This window comes from Paenibacillus sp. FSL R5-0923 (assembly GCF_038009145.1).
Classification (GTDB): domain Bacteria; phylum Bacillota; class Bacilli; order Paenibacillales; family Paenibacillaceae; genus Paenibacillus_AQ.
This window is the reverse complement of record NZ_JBBPAT010000001.1, coordinates 991,691-1,010,222: the sequence shown is the minus strand read 5'-3', so window position 1 is coordinate 1,010,222 and position 18,532 is coordinate 991,691. Positions and strand designations below refer to the sequence as shown.

The window sequence follows — 18,532 nt, the reverse complement described above, 5'->3', positions numbered from 1 at the left end:
GAAGTATTGGCGCGCGCTTGTTTGATTTTTCTAGAATCTAGCACTCTATGAATCACTAGTTAAGAGCAATTGCATTAAAGCTAATAAACGGTCTAAGTTAATGGGCTTGCTGAGATAATCTGTTGCTCCCGCTTGTAAGATTTTCGCCTTATCTTCCTTCAGCGCTTTCGCAGTCAGCGCTATAATTGGAATTTGCTTCTTTGTTGGTATTTCTCTGATTCGATTGATAGCCTCATAGCCGTTCATTACCGGCATCATGATATCCATAAGAACGATGTCTATGGATGCAGATTGCTCCAGCGCATGTATGCCTCTCTCTCCATCCGCAGCTGTAGTCACTTGCAGTCCACGCTTCCTTAACATGTTAGACAGCGCGAACAGATTCCGCTCATCATCATCCACAATTAGAACATGCTTATGATTTAGCGAGGTGAAATCGCTACTAATATTCTCACTGGTTGCAGCGGCAAGAGCAACCGAACCTTCTTCCTCATGATTAAGAGCTACTACTTTCTCAGTGGTTTCTTCAAGGCTAGGGTCCTGAAGCTTCAATGGCAAATACACCGTAAAGACACTACCCATTCCTTCTTGACTCTCCACTGTAATTCTACCGCCGAGCAGTGTTGCGAGTTCTCTGGATATGGATAACCCAAGCCCAGTTCCACCATATTGACGTTCTGTATTTCCATCCGCCTGTTGAAAAGCTTCGAAAATAATGGACTGCTTCTCATAGGGGATCCCAATTCCAGTATCTTTGATGGCGAAAGCAATAAATAACCCTGTTTCCAAATTTCCTAATTTCACTAACTCGTCTTTAGTCGCTAAGCGTATTTCAAGCGTTATTGAGCCTTTAGCTGTAAACTTAAACGCATTGGACAGCAGATTTATAATAATTTGCCGTACCCTTTGAGCATCCGAATAAAATAATGGAGGTAAGTCCTCCCCGATTTGTATATGGAAAGGAATCTCTTTTTTTCGAGAAAGCTGATTGAAGCTCTGAAGCATAGCCTCCGGGATCTCCGTTAGATTTATTGCTTCAATTTCAATATTCAGCTTCCCTGCTTCAACCTTGGACAAATCCAAAATATCGTTAATCAGCCTAAGCAGATCTTGTCCAGAAGAATGTATAGCTTGTGAGAATTCAATATCCTCCTCGCTTAAAGCTCCCGACTGATTCTCCATGAGAAATTCGGAGAGTAACAATATGCCGTTAAGCGGGGTTCGGAGTTCATGAGACATATTGGCCAAGAACTCCGATTTATATTGAGAGCTTTGCCGCAATAACTCCGCAGATTGAGCAAGCTCGATTTGAGCTTGTTCAGCCTCAAATGACTTTCGTTCGGCTAAGAGATTCTTCTCCTCCAGCTTTCTATTCGTTGCATGTAGCGACTCTGTCTGGATTTGCAGCTCCTCAGATTGAGTTTGTAGTTCTTCGGTATACACCTGAAGTTCTTCGTTTAAACGCTGGGATTGTTCCAGAAGCTGCTCAATTCTCATACTGCTGATCGTACTGTTAATTGCAGCGCCGAACGCATCTGAAATAGAATCCAAGAATTCAATCTGCCGCTCCGTAAGCGGAGAGAAGGTCGCAATTTCCACCACAGCAACTACTTCACCTGAAAAAGAAACTGGAAGTAATAAAAGGGTTTTCGGCGCAAAAACGCCCAGCCCAGACTGAATATTGATATAATGCTCCGGAAGATCCTGTATATGCATCAAGCGCGCCTCTTTAGCACATTGACCAACCAAACCTTCTCCGATATGAAATATCCGATGATCTGTAATGTTGCTACTCCCACCAAACGTGGAGGTTCTATTAAACAAGTCCTGATCATGTTCTTGTGTCCGTATATATAAGGCACTGTATGGATAATCAATAACTTCTGCCGTTTTACTTAAAAAGATGTCTCCCAGTTGTGAGACATGTGTGATGCCCGGATATCTTGACAGTAAATCGTTAGCATGATCCTGAATCCATATCCGCTCTTGTTGCGTATCTATCAGATGATTCGTAGCGACGCTGAGATCGCTGATTTCATCATTCGTGGTAATCTCCACTCTTGTCTTCATATCTACAGAAGAATCTAAACCAGCAATCGTATGGGTAACCTTACGAATCGTACTAACGATAGCATGTGAAATGATCCACGAGGCGACCACAGAGGTAATAGCAATAATTGCCCAAGCAATATAAAGGAAATCTAGCAGCAATTTGTTTCGATCTGCCTGTTCGGCTATCAGAGTATTAGTGTTCTCATTCATCGTCTCGCGGTAAGTACTGAACTGACTACGAATCCGGTCCATTTGGTCCTTGCCATCATCCGAATTGAAATATCGTAAGATTTCGGCTTCCTGTCCCTCTTTTTTCAACTCTATTACATAATCCCCGGATTGCTCGATCCAATGCTGGATACTATTTTCGATGTCCACCAGACGCTGAAGTTGCAAGGAATCATTAGCATTCAGCACGGAGAGCTTATCATAGCTTGCCTTCCATTGTGCTTTTCCCAAATTATAGGGCTCCAGATATTTTCCATCGCCGGTGATAATATAACCTCTCTGTCCTGTTTCCATATCAAGAATGTTCTTCTCGATCTTGTTTGCCAAACTAGTTATCTCTCGGTCCTGATGGGAAATAAAGCTGGTTTCCCGCTGTAGCGTATTAATTCTATCATGCATGATCATAACAAATCCTAATAGACAGATCACGATCAAAACTGTAACGGATAGTATTTTATACTGCAAAGTAAATCGATGTTTTTTCACAAAGTGCCTCCGTCCTGTCATCTAACTAGCTCTTTGCCTAAATCCTTATATTAATAGCTTTTTCTCCTGCTCCAATACCCTATGTAGACATCTATGAGAATTTTTACTGCTTGTAAATTAAACACTTTTGGATACCGTTGAAACACTCTTTATTTGCCATAAAAAACCTCCAAGTTCACTCGCTCCTCAATAGAATATGAGGGGACATGGAGTGACTACTTGAAGGCGATACTACACGGGGTATATTAACAAATACAAGTCTTCTTCTTCACACCAAGCTTTCCAGCCTGTTCAACCTTAGCAATATAATCTACTGCCAGCGGTACTTTACATGCAGTTTGTCCCATTTGTACCTGGACCTTTCCAATGCTTGCAGCAATCTGCGTTGCCTCATCATGCAGTTCGGTTACGCTGCTGGCGGCGATAATTACAAACATATTCATCGTGTAACGAACTCGATTCCGTTCCTGATGAATGGTAGATTGTATTTGCTGTAGTAGCTTTCTGATCTCAGCGATGTCTAGCAGATCATCCGGCGTAACTGAAATGTAATTCCCATAAGTACTCCAGCCACAGGTGGCCACCATTTCATCCGATGAAGAAATCCATTCTCTTGCAAGTTCTAGTGCGTAAGGGCTCTCTGCAGCGACAGACGCTACCGTATATTCCGCTATTCCAGAGCAGTAAGCTGCCACTACCCAGCTTTGAAGCTCTTCCTTCGTAAGCGTCTTGGGGTCAACTGTAAGCCCTGCCAAATACATCGCATCATAATTCCCCGTCTGATACAAAGCGCGAGCTAGACCTTGGTCTTTCTTGATATCCTTTACCAGCTTCTTCATGTCCCCTATCCTTACTCCAAATAAAGGCTCCTTAGCACCATGTCGTATGAAGGTACGCTTCGTCTGCTCTGTACCCATTTCCTCAAGCTTACTCATCACTTCATTAATTGTCAGATTCATTAGAACACCTCTTTATCCCTTCATCGCTTCTCTTAAAATGGGCTCACGACCCAGCGTTACTCTATTCTTGCCCGAATTCTTGGAACGATATAACGCTTCATCCGCTTCCCGATACAAATCTTCGAAAGTCACCTCTCTGCGCTCTGTAAAAGAAATTCCGATGCTAGCGGTAAGCTGAATGCTATCGTGTTCGTTCAAAATTATTTTATAATCACTCATCGTAGTGCGAAAATCCTCTGCTTCCATCAAGGCTGCACGTTTATCCTCAGCAAAAAAGCATACAGCAAACTCCTCGCCCCCGACTCTTCCGGCAATGCCTTTGTTTTGGTACACCTGAAGTATTTTATTCGAGAAATCAACTAATGCCTGATCTCCTGCTAAATGACCATAGGTATCATTAATTAACTTAAAATCATCGATATCAAATAACAACAGCGCCAGTCCTAGCCCGTCCGGAATCGTTTGATTTTGCACCATTTGCATAAAGTGCCTGCGATTATAAAGTCCCGTCAAATCATCTATCGTTGCTTGATAGACCAATTCACGTTCATACCGCTTCTTTTCACTATGGTCACTAAAAACAATTAGCATCCCCTTGTTCTCTGTTGCCTGATGTTCAGTCGCTATCAAGGAAACCCCATAACAAACCTCTCTTATTCCAGTACATACAATCTCAAACTGTCCTTCGGTCCTTTGACTATAATGAGCGCCAATGTCCTTGTGATGCCTCATAAAAAGATCAATATTTTTCCCCATCCAGGTCTCATTCGATATCCCGGTAATCTCAAACAAAATGGAGGTTGCAGCCTCATTTATACCAATAATATTATCATTCCGGTCTGTCAAAACTACGCCGTCTTTCATATGCTCCAGGATTTTAATTTTAGTTAAAGGATAGATCGTAGATTTGGAGTCAATGAATAAACACAAATAAGCCGCTATAATTGCGGGTAGATAAGTGAAGGCCGTAAAGCCTGTAAGCGTGATCTTCAACAAGGGAAGTAAAAAAACAGAAACGACCGGAACCAGTAACCCGACAAATAGTAAGAACGCACGTCGCAAAAAAGCTCTCGGTCTATTCATTAAGGAAACAGCTAGCAAGCAGACCGCATATAGACCAAATAGCTGATCATAAGCAATAAAAGCCATGCTAAGAAGCGTAGGCTTTACAGTAATTCCACTAACACCCGCAACAGTGGCCATGCCCACTTCACTACGCATTAGATGATGATAGGTATCCGTAAAAATAAGCAGTACGTCCAAAGCAATTGGAATCGAGAAAATAGCAAGTTTTACAGGTAGGCGTTCCGCGGAAGGAGACACATATTCTTTAACGACAGCATAAGTAAATAACGCACTTAAAAAAAGCGGAGCCTGCTGCATATTCTTCCACCACAGCTTAGCCTGAAAAGAGGATGACATGATCTCTCCCGCCGTCGCAATAAATATGAGGCTGACCAGCAGCATTAAGATCCATAAATAGCGTCTTCCTGCCGACTTTCGATGTCGATAGGAGCTGATGCCCATGTAAAAGCTTAGAACACTGCCCATTAATAAGTAATACGGATATCCTTGAATCCACGGCATGCCATATTTCTCCTATTTTTCAAGTCGCTCCTATCATTATATCCTAATCAATCCTACAAATGAATCAACAAATACCAGCACATCTCTACATCTGTACATCTTACGATTTGAACTTTACTCGATGGGAGAACATATACTTTCTGGCCAAGTCCTTAAATGCATCTTTATCTTGTACCGACTGAAAGTACCGTTTAGGGATAATCAGCGCTCGATTAGAAGACACAAAAAACACGAACAGGTTCATCGTTTCACCTATTTTATGTATCTCTTCCCATTTTACTTGCCCGGAACCTGCCTCAGATACGTACTTTATACCCTCATCTGATACGGAATAGCTCTGAGGCTGCTGGGCTAAACTGTCTGTTGCGAAGGCTTTTTTAGATTTTTTGGTCAAACTTGATTTGGTCATATACCATAAAACAGCGGCAAGAATCACAGCAGTCACAGCAAGGATTGAAATATTTTTAGTACTGTAATCCTTAGTAATTAACAGCAAAATCACAAAATAAGCAACCACACTGAAAGAGCTAAGTATAATTCGGCTGTTCAAGCTGAACCATAGGTTAAACTCCTGAACGTCCTCACTCTTAAGGACGGTATCTACTTTTATTTCATTTTCCACTACTGATCGCTCCCCTGCCACTATCGAAATTTATCAATTCCATTTCATTCTAACATGCCTGAACACAAAAAAGGGACATCCCTGAAGCGATCGCTTCTAAATGGGTTGTCCCTTTTTAATCCGTAAGGATTCTTATTTCTTTTGTGCAAGACGTTGTTTGAACTTGTCAACACGGCCGCCTTGTTCTGTATCTCTTTGTTTACCAGTGTAAAATGGGTGGGATGCGGAACTTGCGTCCACGCGGATAACAGGATAAGTGTTACCATCTTCCCATTCCATTGTTTCATTGGATGATTTTGTAGATGCACTCAAGAATTTGAAGCCTACGCTTGCATCCATGAAAATAACCTTGTTGTACTTTGGATGTATGCCTTCTCTCATTCTGATCGTCCTCCTTCTGAACAAATTAGTGGAGCCTTTATGGTAAATTAACCAAATGATCTGTAGGTTTATCTATAAGTATAACCTAATAAACGTAGGAAAATTCGTAAATCTTACGATTTAGACCACCACTCCATCATACGTGAAATCGACATGTAAAGTCAACTACTATCCGATATTCCTTATATTCCCTTACGTTTAACTGACTTATACATCATACTCCAGTTGTTTTTTAGCCTGAACAATAAAATCTAACGGGTTCTCAATAGTGCTGGATTGATATTCTACAGCACCTATTTTGAGACCGAGGCTAACTTTATACTTTTTGACAAATTCAGTGTCATTAAGCTCTTGAAGCTTCAATTTAATCCGCTCGATCACGATTTTTGCTCCATCGTTGTCGGTGAACAGCAGAAGGCCCCATGTTGCGTCATCTTTGTCCAGCAGATACAGTGCATCATTGGTACGAATGCTGGCCTGACTGAGCTGAGATACGTCGTGAATGGCCTCAGCCAGCTTATCTTCGGGAATAATACGTCTAATCTCATTCCAGTATTTCACTTTCACTACAAGCAGTGTGAGTGGAATCTGATATCGAGTAGAAATGCCTGTAAATAAAGCGGCATCCTTCTGAAAAGAAATACTATTACGCAAATCTGTGTTCTCGTCGATGATGGCCATATTGGCAGTCTTATTCTCCAAACGCTGATTCTCAGCCTGCAGCTCACGATTGCTTAGTGTAAATATCCACAGTACCACTGTTAACAATGGGGTCATAATTAGCCAGAAGTAAGTATTCAGTCCAATTGTCTCTCCCAAAGATATCGTCTGATACATCGTGTAGAAGCCGTAAGCAAATATAAACACCAGGTTCAAGACCAACCCTGCAGTCACCGTTGTAAAATACGTAACAATCGCCAGAATAAAAGCCACATTTAAAATGATAATATTCTGGATATAATCATCGGGTGCCCCTGAAATGAAGACAATACAAATAAAAAGAAGCACCAGGAACGATAAGAGAGCGATATCTGAAACTAAACCGCTGCGATTACGTCTCACGCTTATCACCACGTTTCTTCATATGTTTACGAAGCAGCAGGATCAGCGATAGAATCACCAGTGTCAGCACCAGCACAATTACGATAATGAAACTCAGCACGTCCGTTCGTTCCGCTATTTTTTTAACCACGGAATCCTCTGCTGCTCCAGTAATGATCTTGAAACGGTGCGCATTGACATTACCGTCCTTATCAACGATTACCCCATCGCCAAACACCTTCCATTTGTCCCGCTCTGTTGCGATCAACTTCGACGCCAAATAGTACTCTTCAGAGTGGGCTCCCGTAACAGCAAGCAATCCCCGTCCCGCCTCAAATGGTGATTCAATCAGCTGCAGTGTTCCAATTTGAGATCCGTAATGATCTTCAATACTCATCTTCTCATTGGAGCGAATCGCTGTTCCGTTCCCGTTATATTGAAAGTAGAGCTTATCATTATGATCACGGATGATCTTATTATTCTTATACGTACCTATGGCGATAACATTATTATTCTTCAAATGATCAGCGCTAATGTTATCCGTGTAGAACTGAATGTTACCTATATTTCCGCTAGCGTATTTTCCCAGTAGATTAAATACATTAGCTAAACTCAAATATGAGTAATCATCCATTTCTTGCGGCAAAACAACTGCTACTTGATTGTAAAGCCCGTCACGTATAAACGGATACGGATAGTTATTAAACAAAAGATCCGTACGATCCTTAGTATTAAGACGCATTACAGAATCTTTACTGATATACGCCCATGGCATTTGTTCCTTATCTAAAGTACATTCGGCTCCCTTCAGCTCCAAATCAAAGGCTACAGTTACCGTGAAATTACCAGAGATATTCAAGCTTTGGGGAACTGGAAGATCCAGCTTATCGCCATTCGCCAGCTCTTTGGTCAGCTTCTTGCTGCCAATGGGTGTGTTGTTGATGCTGACAGTCACTAATGAACGGTCAAAATCTAAATTCTGTGCATAACGGAAATCCAATCTGATTCTGCCTGAATCTGCAATCGAGCGGTTAGAGGGCAGTGCAACAAAGTATGTCTGCTCCTGATGACGTGCCCCAGTGAGTTTATCACCCGTTTCTGTAAGCGTAATATTGGAGCTAATCGAAAGGGGGGGTGCAGATACTTCTGTAGCATCATCGACCACCTTTAAATCACTGCTGATTTGACCCAATAACTCTTCATTCGCAACAAAACGACCTGCTTTAATCAGTAAGTTCTCATCCTTCGAGGTTATGACAAGTGTGGGCTGAGTATCCTTATTCACTAACTGCAGCAGTGCATGTGTACTTAAATCTTCAGAGGTGCTTAGCTGAGCCTTTAGCCCACTTGGTACTCGGTCATACATAGCTACCAGTACAACCGCAGCTTTATTCTTCACCGCATCTGACCGGTAGGGAAGCATTGGAATCGTTCTATTGTCCAATGTATTTCCCTTCACAAGCCCGGAGAGCGCATAAGTAGCCGACTCCAATTCTGCCCCTGTGCTTTTATCCGGTACGGTCAGCACACTATGATTCTTCGTTAAGGTATCAACGCCAGAGAAGCGCTCGCTAAAGTCACTAATCCCTCCAGTCAAGGGCTTCGGCGTATACATCACGCTAATACTGGATGTATTAAACAGATGCAGCCAATTATCAAAATCATAATCGACAGAACAAGATTGTTCATCTGTATAGTTCGACTGCAAATAGCCCTGAATTCCAAGCGTATTGGTTCCTTTTTTTAGAAACCCTTTAGGTGCCTGAAGGACCAGCTGTTGTTCGCCATTATCTTTTAGAGAGGGTCTAAATGTATAGAATGGGCTGCCATTTAGCGTTAAGGTAACGCTAGAAATCTGCTCCTTGGTAATTTGCGAAATTTGAAAGTGCAGGTTAATTCTGATCTCATCCACATTCCAATAATCCATGACCTCAAAATATTGCTGCTGAGCACTCGAACCCTTTAACGCAGTATCTGTTCCTGTGAAAGACGTTGTGTAGGTTAATCTAGTATCCTGAGGCGGAGCCTCGGCGGCTGCAACATTCAATTGAATTAGAAAAAGAGAGAGGCAGGTTAACAGTATAACCATTTGTTTCTTCATCATCATGTTCTGTTTCTCCTGTGATCACATATTTCTCATATTACTTCTTTGTTCATTATTAATAGCGTTCAGTCTTATACCACTTTGCTTCTCTTTTGAAGATGAGATCTTTGGCGTAAAGATATAATCCGTAAGCCGCGACAACCATCCACAGCTGACAATAAGAGATGTACATTAACATTACGATCCATAAATTGGACAAGCTCATCTCGCCCTTCTCTGTCGTCAACGTTATGAAAGTACCTACAACGAACAGTATGATGGCGAGCAGCCAGAGAAAATTGCTAAGCCCAGCAATAGTAGTATGTACATAGCCCAAAGCATGCAGAATGAGCAGCACATCGGAGGTAATTAACGAAATCAACAATAAGAAGTAAATCGCTAAAAAATAAAGAATATCGAATCGGACTTTTGCGGCGGATTTATCGAACAGCAGGGGGATATTTTTGACAATGACATAAATGTTGCCCTTAGCCCAGCGCGTTCGCTGCTTGAACCAGACTTTTAAAGTCTGTGGCTCTTGCTCCCATGTGACCGATTTCGGCTGGAACTTGATCCGATAACCCATCATATATATTCTGAAGCTGATTTCTGTATCTTCGGCTATCGCTTTAACATCCCAGCCACCGATACTTTCTACGATAGACCTGCGCATAATAAAATTAGTGCCGGGAATGGTACATAACTTGAACAGCTTCCAGCGTCCCGCTTGCGCCATCCATTGAAAGGACAACGTCTCAATATTAATAAACCGGGTAAGTAGGCTTGCGTTACGGTTACGGGTTCTAAACTTACCGATTACTGCGCCTAGGCTAGAATCATTCATGATCTCAGCGACCAGATAACGTAAAGCCGTTTTTTCAGGAGTGTTGTCTGCATCATAAATCGCAATTAACTGCCCTTTGCAATGGGTAAAGCCTATATTCAGCGCATTCGATTTCCCTTTGCCACCAGTAATCGCATCCGTATTAATGACGATCAGCTGCCGCCCCGGATTTCGGTTTTGGATACCGGCCAGCAGTTCAGCACTGTTATCAGAGGAATTATCATTAATCACAATAATCTCATATCGATCTTCCGGATAATCAAGCGCTAGCAGAGACTCCACCGTCTTACAGATTACTACCCCCTCATTGTGAGCAGGAACCATAATTGAAACCAAAGGATATTCGCCCTCTATCTCTGGTATGTCCTCATTTTCAGATTTAATGTAATATAAATAGCCTGCGATAATGAGGGTCACATTCACCAGCAATAGAGACCAGATACAGATCACTGCAATTACCATCAGTATGTCTGAAATCGTCATAGGATCCTCCAAATCACGATTAGTTGTCTCATTTCAAATACTTTTTCCTATACAATCGGTATCCGATGATCATTAATCCGCCAAATAGCAACAGAGAAATCATTATCGCAACTATAAAGAACTGATTCTGTATATTAAAAAGCGTCGTAAAGCTCTTCTTCTGCTCTTCTGTATACCGATAATCGCTATTCACTGTTTCTGGCGTATAATTCAGACTCAGGGGTTGTCCATTAATAGAAATCACTCCTTCTGATGAAGTGATCGTATTGACGTCTGTAACAACCTCATGCCTCTCTTGTTTATAATCCGCAAAAGAAACCCAGTATTGTTCCAGCATCTTCAGCATTTCCTCAAGTTCTTCCTTATCCTTAGGCATATCCACAGTGATTACCGTGTCCATCGGCAGTTCTGGCATCACATTATTGGATGTTTGCAGATCCTGCAAAAAATCAATCGGCACACTATATAAAGAGGATGGAAAGGACCTGGAGGTGTCGCTCTGCTCCATATAATCAACATTTTCATCCGGATACAGTATCACAGAATCGAAAAACCCCATCCCCGCCTCCGAGTATTCCTTGTCATACGCCCAGTGCATTTGTGCTCCGATTCCAAGCGGCCCAATCTTGTTGTGCACCAGCAGATTAATGAACGCGTTCATCTTCACCTGAAGTGAATGATCCATATTACTAGTACTCGTTGAATGCATCGCAATAGGGGCATTGACCAGAATGCTGCCATTATTCGATTGCACTCTTTTGATGGCTACCAAATAACGCTGCATTGCCGGATAATCGGTATTGCTGAACACTGGCCGCACACTTGCAAGAAAAGGAATCCCCACTTGATACAGCCGCTCCGCAGTCTCTGTCAGCAATCCCAGATCAGAGAAGGGATAGATCTCTTTGATCGCAAGATACACTTTAGGCGTTGCGTTGATATGAAGCCAATCCTTCAGAACATACCCCATCGCCAGTGCACTGACATTCCCTTGTTCAAAATACGGAACATAAGCAGCATCCTCTTTACTCACAGCATAAGGTGCTTGCAGGCTATCATCCTGGAAGGTCAGCTTTCCAAGGGACTGGGTTCCCTGACTTCCGGCTATATAGAGCATATCCTGTACCTGAAGTGAAATTCCCGTGAACTGTCCGATCTGGAGATCTGGATTCGCGTCATACATGACATCTGTGGTTAACTGTAGTTTCTTTTTCAGCGAGGCTGGAGGACTGTACCCGATGTGCAAATACTGTCCCTGATAATGCTCCCAATCCTCTACATAAAATTTATTAGTAATCAAAATATCCGCTGCATTACGGACCATGATCACTTTAGAGTAATGATTCAGCATCCCTTGTTCATATTGATCCAGACTTCTAAGTGTGACCTTCATGGAATAGGCCGCCAGCAGTCGCTGGAGTTCATTCACGTTGCCTTCCTTCGTCGTCCCCTTAGCGAGGCTGTCGTAGAGTAGTAGGACCTGCTGTGGCGAAGCAGCAGATTGGACAGGTGTGACGGGAATCAGAAGGGCTGTTAGGGTCAACGTCAGTAGCAATATACCGTTTAAAACTCCTCTGATGCTCACACACTCACATCCTTTTGAGGCTTTGTATACGGGCTAGAAGGGGTGCTCTTGCTAACCTGCTTAACCCGATTGCTGTTTTTAGAAACTCTACGCCCAATCACACTGGATAGGGTCAGAAAAGTGACTAAATCAAAAGATAATGTAAATAAGAACTCATGCTTGGAAATATCGGCATCGCCTGCCCCGATAATCGATACAAAAATACCTGAAAGCCCAATGCCAATCGAAGCGACAATCAATACCATTCGCTGCATACCTCTGAAATCACGGGACTTGATCGCTTTTACAAAGGAAGGCATATAGAGACCGATGACAAGCACCATCCAGAGGAAGATGAACCCAAATGTTCGCGGGGCCAGCGTTTGTTTCAGTTGGCTGTATCCGGTGAAAAAGTGACTCTGTGCTCGAAACTCCTTACCAACAGAATGCTCGAAATTCCCCATAGCCGCAGGCTTAATCGAGAATGCACTTTGAGCAGCTACATTAAGAATCGAATTAAGCTGGTCAGGGTTCGTTAAATAATATTTAAGGATGGATACAAATCCATAACGACTGTAGAAATTCTCCTCGAGAAGTGGTGAATTCACGTCTATGGTCACGTATTTCTCATAGTGAATGCTGTTCTTCAGAATGGCGAATTGCTCGTCCATCCCTAACGCTTTTAAAGCGGCTTCTGGATCAGGTGATTCCTTCAGCACCCCTCGGGTCATGGCATGGAACTGGTTAATGTTTACGAACTCATTTGAGATATTCAAATACGTGAACACACCTGCTAACAGCATCAGAGCAAGAGACGCCATTGTCAGGATCCGAAATATCTTGTCTCTACGAATCCAAAGCAGTGAACATGCCAGAACAGCAATGATCATACCCACTGGCGCATTCTGCTGCTTAGAAGTAGTCAGGATCAGCGTGCTAATTACGAATAAGGCCAGCATCGCGTAGTCATTGAATCTTTTTCGATATAACATCAGCCATGAAGCGAACATGAAGATCATCGTGATCATCACAACGCTTTCGCCGTAAAAGGAGTTAAAATAAGCCGTATAACCGGTATCTCCGAATATAAAAATAGCAATACCTGTAATGATGAATCCCTGTTTTCGGGACATCTTCCATGTAATAGCCTCTATTAATAAGTAAATTGCGATTACATATAGAATCGTATAAATCGCCGCTTGAAAGCGGATGTCGAATACCTCACTACTGAAGAACAACTTGTTAAGTCCTATAGCCAGCTTGATAAATAAGGACTGAGAGGAAAATAACATTGCACCATTCTCATTAAAATATTGAAAGATCCCATATTGCTTCACAAAATAACCAAAGTACTGACTATCATAATCCGGCAGATTGAAATAGAGTCCATTACTATAAATGCTACGGAAAAAGTCACCGTTATCCGCCACTCCGACATACGGAGCTGTGAACAGCGCGATGATGGTAATAAGCAGCACTCCAAATGCAGCAAGAAATGCAGGAGAAACCGATAAATTAGCAAGTGATATCCCCTGCCTTAGAGGCGTTTTCACCGTGTTGTCCATCATGCAGGTTCACCTTCAATACAATAAGTTTAAGTTAATAGACATAGGCCAGTAATGCCATCAGGTTGTCAAAAGAATAAGCTTGGCCGCTAGCGACATCACCGAATCCTCCGTACAGTGGGCTATCCACATCTGTTACTCTGAACTCGTTCATTCTTTCAATGCTTTTATGGTGGAGAGATTCATCGCCGATTTCTGCGCCGATCATAGCCGTAATGGCATAAATGGCTGTGGAGCGGATATCGTTCAGCGGCTTACCTTCTCTCGAATATTGCCCATATAACGTTCCAGCTTCGACCTGTTGCTTGATAAAATCAATGCTGGTGGCTTTCTGCTGGCCCACCTCAGCTAAGGCTAGAATGGATAAAAGCGACTCTACTGTATTGATGTTTTCCGAACTATATTTTCCGGTCTCATAATTAAACCGTGTCTCATAAAAGGGGAATTCATCCGATAAATATCCGTTTTCCAATATTACGTTCAAATCATTCGTCAGTTTCTTACTAAATTGGCTAGGAAACGACATTTTTCGCAAAGTGCCCAAATTAATATAACACAAAGTGACGAATGTGTTTGTTGAAGAATATTCCATATCGTAGAAATCATAAAGTTTTCCGTCTTTTACATTATAATCATAAAATCTTTCGCCATATTTATCCGCTTCAGCTGTATAACGTTTATCGCCGAACTTCTCCCCTGCCTCATAAAGAGCTTGAATCATACGCAAATCATCAACGGCAGCATTCAAGGGGTATAGCTTCTGCTGTTTAGGACTGTAACGGTAGCTGAAACCGCTGTTGATATCAAAGGTTTGCTTAGCTAGTTGCCATTGCTCTGTAAATCTCTCTTGTTGGCCGCTACGCACAGCTGCCAGCATCCGGAGAGATGCCGATTCACTCAGAACTTCGTGTCCACTCGCCGCTTCCGCCGACTGATCTGTTTCAATAAAATTAGTATATACACCGTACTCACCTGTGAGTTTCGAAGTAATAAACTGCTCTAAGTTAGTTACTTCCTGCGTCTGGATTACCTTAGTATCATTTTTCGAATCTACTGGAGCTGGAGAATTAGTATGAACACTATTGGACGGATTCGGTACTGCCGTTTTTTCGCATGCCGTTAACCCTATAATGCCTGCAAATATCGCTAGTGCAGCAATAATTATTTTCCTCAAGTGATCACCTCCTTTTAATATTCTCCTATTCTGCTTACTGCCTAGTATTATCTATAACGGTAATATACAACAAAATGTTAAATCAAACTGTGAGCGTTATGTATCTATCCTTAGACAAAAAAGAGATATCCTTACGCCTTTGGCGAGCGGGATATCCCCTCTGTATCAGTTATTTATTCATTCATACGTTCCCAAAAACGATGGGCAGTAATTGCCGCGACAAGGCTGGCAGCGAACACCTCTCCGCCATCTCCAATAATTACACCCGGACTGCTTCTATGCTCGGCCGTTTCAAGTAGTTTAGCATTTTCAGTAGTCACCGCTATGGGCTTAAAGTGAGAATAGGCTTGGTTTAGGAATTGCGCTGTATCTTTATGGAATTTCTTATGTTCCGAATTTCCACCAGCTGCATAAATTGCATCAAAGAGCACCGAATCTGTCGTGGATAAGGTATGAATGACTTCAAGCTCTGTCCCCTTCGAGCCTTTAATAAATCCAAGCTTATCACTGATTATTTCCGGCTGGATCCCGGCTCTCATAAGCGTATCCAGAACAGGCATCACCAAGTCTTCATCAAATCCGTCGCCTATAATCACACCTATTTTACGTGTGTTTGGGTGCTTCTTCGTATTTGCCTGACTTAGTGCCGGGGAGATTTGAGCTACCTCGGAACCGCCTGTTTTCGGTGGCGTCGCCCCAATAGCTTCTGCTACAGGCACAGCAAGCTCTAACGTAACGTTCGCGAGCATATCTACAACCTGCTGCCGGACAGACTTACTCTTTACCTTCCCGAGCTCGAATGAATAGGCTTCAATAATATGCGTTTGTTCTGGAGCACTCATGCTGTTCCAGAACAACTTGGCTTGTGAAAAATGGTCTTCAAAGCTTTTGCTCCGGCTACGCACCTTACGGCCCTCAACCTTCTCCTGATAATGTACATAACCACCTTCAGCCTCTGTTGCAGGTGCAGGCGTATTTTTAGCAAGCGAATTATTGTGATAGCTCACTGAACCCTGATTAATCGTCTGCCGTCCATACCCGTCACGCTGATTGTTGTGGAAAGGACATACCGGTCTATTGATCGGCAACTCATGGAAGTTAGGACCGCCAAGCCGAATTAGCTGAGTATCCGTATAGGAGAACAATCTGCCCTGAAGCAGTGGATCATTGGTGAAATCGATGCCTGGAACCACATGTCCAGGGTGGAAAGCTACCTGCTCCGTTTCGGCGAAGACATTATCCACGTTGCGGTTCAAGGTCATTTTCCCAACAATCTGTACAGGTACATCTTCCTCTGGCCATAGCTTTGTAGGATCCAGCACGTCAAAATCAAACTTAAATTCATCTTCTTCACTTAGAAGTTGAATGCCCAACTCGTATTCCGGAAAGTTACCGGCTTCAATCGATTCCCATAAATCACGGCGATGAAAGTCAGGGTCCGCACCTGATATTTTCTGAGCTTCGTCCCACACCAAAGAGTGTACACCGAGCACCGGTTTCCAGTGGAATTTAACAAAATGGGCTTTTCCTTGCTCATTAATCAACCTGAAAGTATGCACCCCAAACCCTTCCATCATTCTGAAGCTACGTGGAATAGCACGGTCCGACATCAGCCACATTGCCATATGGGCCGATTCTTGGTTATTGGCTATGAAATCCCAAAAGGTATCGTGAGCCGATGCGGCCTGAGGCATTTCATTGTGCGGCTCAGGCTTAAGCGCATGTACTAAATCTGGGAACTTGATTGCATCCTGGATAAAAAAGACGGGCATATTATTTCCGACTAAATCGTAATTCCCTTCCTCTGTATAGAATTTGGTAGAGAATCCGCGGGCATCCCGCACCGTCTCGGCTGATCCCCGTGATCCGGCTACCGTCGAGAATCGGACAAACACCGGTGTCTTCACGGAGGGATCTTGAAGGAATTTCGCCTTTGTATATTCTTTCAGTGATTTATATACTTCAAACTCACCGTGAGCAGCAAATCCACGTGCATGCACGATTCGTTCAGGGATTCGCTCATGATCGAAATGCGTCATTTTTTCCCGGAAATGAAAGTCCTCCAGTAAGGTTGGGCCCCGATCACCCGCTTTTAAGGAGAACTCGTCCTCTGATACTTTTAAACCCTGGTTCGTTGTTAAGGTGTGACCTTCATCCTTACTGCGAAACTGTTCCAGTTGCTCATTCTTGCTGTTTCCGTTCACTTTTTGATGTTCACTCATTAACAATGGCTCCTTCCAAAGGTAAAGTAAATATTATCATGTATCTCTTACCCTTTAGGAAAGTTTGGCAAACAAAAAAAGGCGGAATTCCGCGAAGCCATAGCTCCCGAAAATCCGCCTATTCCATCTAATTCTGACCTAACCCTTAATCCTGCGATACGTCGCTTCATCGGAAACAACATACAATCTAGCATCCTTAGGAATAGCCTGATCCAGCTTTCGATTGATACTTAGATCGCTACGATCCGCCAATAAGGTTGCACCTTGCAGAAGCAGGCTCTGAAATGCATCCCCATAAGTCTTCCACGTAGTATTCACTGGAATCTCATAAATATCATCACCATATTTACGGCTCAGCAGCTGCGTTATCACCTCAGAGTTGCCCTCTTGCAGTGCAGAACGAACAGCCAGTCTGGAGATGGCATCATGCGAAAGAACGAACTCGTTTACTTGGACATGCCTGAAATTCTGAATATTCTTCTCTTGCATTATTTCTACAGTCGTATGTACTTGTGGCGCAATGCGCTCAATGCTAGAGGCAATTAACAAAGACTTGCCGTCGATCAGCGATGCTTCATCAATCCTTGTGTCCCCGAACACAATGGCTGCTCTTGCTTCATGGATGTTAGCCTTAAGAAGAATCTCATCACTGGAGGCATCGCCACTTATAAAGTGAACTTGATCCATATGCTCCAGAGGATGACTTCCTGTCTCATCAATGATGACAATGTGGCATTTTGGCGAATAGCATAGAACCTCGTCTACGGCAGCTTGTGCTTTCTTACTCCAATTAATTAGAATCACATGGTCCTTTCCCCGAAAGCTCAACGTTCCCGCTCCTCTCCTTCTCTGCACCTCCGCAATGGAGTCAATGACCTTACCAATAACCAAGCTGAGGAGGCCGATACCAAAGATATATAGAAACATGGTAAACAGCTTTCCAACTACGGTCTCTGCAAAATAATCCCCATACCCCACTGTCGCCATCGTTGTCATAACCCAATAGAATGCATTAAACCAACTGTGAAACGTACCCGGCTCAATCAGGTAAGCAATCGACGCACTAAGAACTATAAAGATCAGAATAATTAACCCTATAGTCCGTTTACGTAACCGCATCATCTTGGTGGAAATTCTCAGAAACAGATGCATCTGCCCACCCCTTCTTCACATCAAGCTAAAAGTAAAACTTATACTTTCTTAGATTTTCAATAAGGCTGCCACTCGATGGATGGATCGGG

At 42.9% G+C, this 18,532-nt stretch carries 13 protein-coding genes; all 13 read right to left on the bottom strand.

The annotated features are described in order from the left end of the window. Positions 1 to 45 precede the first annotated feature (45 nt). Entirely contained in the window at positions 46 to 2,766 is a 2,721-nt protein-coding gene (locus MKX35_RS04515; RefSeq protein WP_179086621.1) for a CHASE3 domain-containing protein, read from the bottom strand. Between the two features lie 245 nt (positions 2,767 to 3,011). After that, on the bottom strand, positions 3,012 to 3,719 hold the full coding sequence (locus MKX35_RS04510) for a DNA alkylation repair protein (RefSeq protein ID WP_081382694.1): 708 nt from the start codon (positions 3,717 to 3,719) through the stop codon (positions 3,012 to 3,014). Positions 3,720 to 3,737: 18 nt separating this feature from the next. Beyond that, entirely contained in the window at positions 3,738 to 5,312 is a 1,575-nt protein-coding gene (locus tag MKX35_RS04505; RefSeq protein WP_076297998.1) for a sensor domain-containing diguanylate cyclase, read from the bottom strand. 100 nt (positions 5,313 to 5,412) lie between these two features. Continuing rightward, a complete protein-coding gene (locus MKX35_RS04500; RefSeq protein ID WP_076284927.1) occupies positions 5,413 to 5,934 on the bottom strand; it encodes a YcxB family protein in 522 nt (173 codons plus the stop codon). A 132-nt stretch (positions 5,935 to 6,066) separates the two neighbouring features. Continuing rightward, complete coding sequence (locus MKX35_RS04495; RefSeq protein WP_042131530.1) at positions 6,067 to 6,315, bottom strand: type B 50S ribosomal protein L31; 249 nt, start codon at positions 6,313 to 6,315, stop codon at positions 6,067 to 6,069. Between the two features lie 207 nt (positions 6,316 to 6,522). Continuing rightward, entirely contained in the window at positions 6,523 to 7,377 is an 855-nt protein-coding gene (locus MKX35_RS04490; protein WP_042192759.1) for a diguanylate cyclase domain-containing protein, read from the bottom strand. Further along, positions 7,367 to 9,463 carry a cellulose biosynthesis cyclic di-GMP-binding regulatory protein BcsB gene (locus tag MKX35_RS04485; protein ID WP_081382674.1) on the bottom strand — a complete coding sequence of 699 codons (2,097 nt, stop codon included), beginning with the start codon at positions 9,461 to 9,463 and terminating at the stop codon, positions 7,367 to 7,369. Before MKX35_RS04485 ends, MKX35_RS04490 begins: the two co-directional genes overlap by 11 nt. 52 nt (positions 9,464 to 9,515) lie before the next feature. Then, positions 9,516 to 10,766, bottom strand: coding sequence for a glycosyltransferase family 2 protein (locus tag MKX35_RS04480; RefSeq protein WP_076297999.1), 1,251 nt, complete (start codon positions 10,764 to 10,766; stop codon positions 9,516 to 9,518). A gap of 28 nt (positions 10,767 to 10,794) precedes the next feature. Next, a complete protein-coding gene (locus MKX35_RS04475; protein ID WP_076298000.1) occupies positions 10,795 to 12,351 on the bottom strand; it encodes a hypothetical protein in 1,557 nt (518 codons plus the stop codon). Further along, positions 12,348 to 13,898, bottom strand: a complete 1,551-nt coding sequence (gene wsfD / locus MKX35_RS04470) for a glycan biosynthesis hexose transferase WsfD (RefSeq protein ID WP_076298001.1) — start codon at positions 13,896 to 13,898, stop codon at positions 12,348 to 12,350. The genes MKX35_RS04475 and wsfD overlap by 4 nt, the downstream gene beginning before the upstream one ends. 31 nt (positions 13,899 to 13,929) lie before the next feature. Beyond that, positions 13,930 to 15,069: a glycosyl hydrolase family 8 gene (locus MKX35_RS04465; RefSeq protein WP_076298002.1), complete on the bottom strand. Its 1,140-nt coding sequence runs from the start codon at positions 15,067 to 15,069 to the stop codon at positions 13,930 to 13,932. A gap of 173 nt (positions 15,070 to 15,242) precedes the next feature. Beyond that, entirely contained in the window at positions 15,243 to 17,291 is a 2,049-nt protein-coding gene (locus MKX35_RS04460) for a catalase (RefSeq protein ID WP_076298003.1), read from the bottom strand. 138 nt (positions 17,292 to 17,429) lie between these two features. Beyond that, positions 17,430 to 18,443: a potassium channel family protein gene (locus tag MKX35_RS04455; protein ID WP_076298004.1), complete on the bottom strand. Its 1,014-nt coding sequence runs from the start codon at positions 18,441 to 18,443 to the stop codon at positions 17,430 to 17,432. Positions 18,444 to 18,532 lie beyond the last annotated feature (89 nt).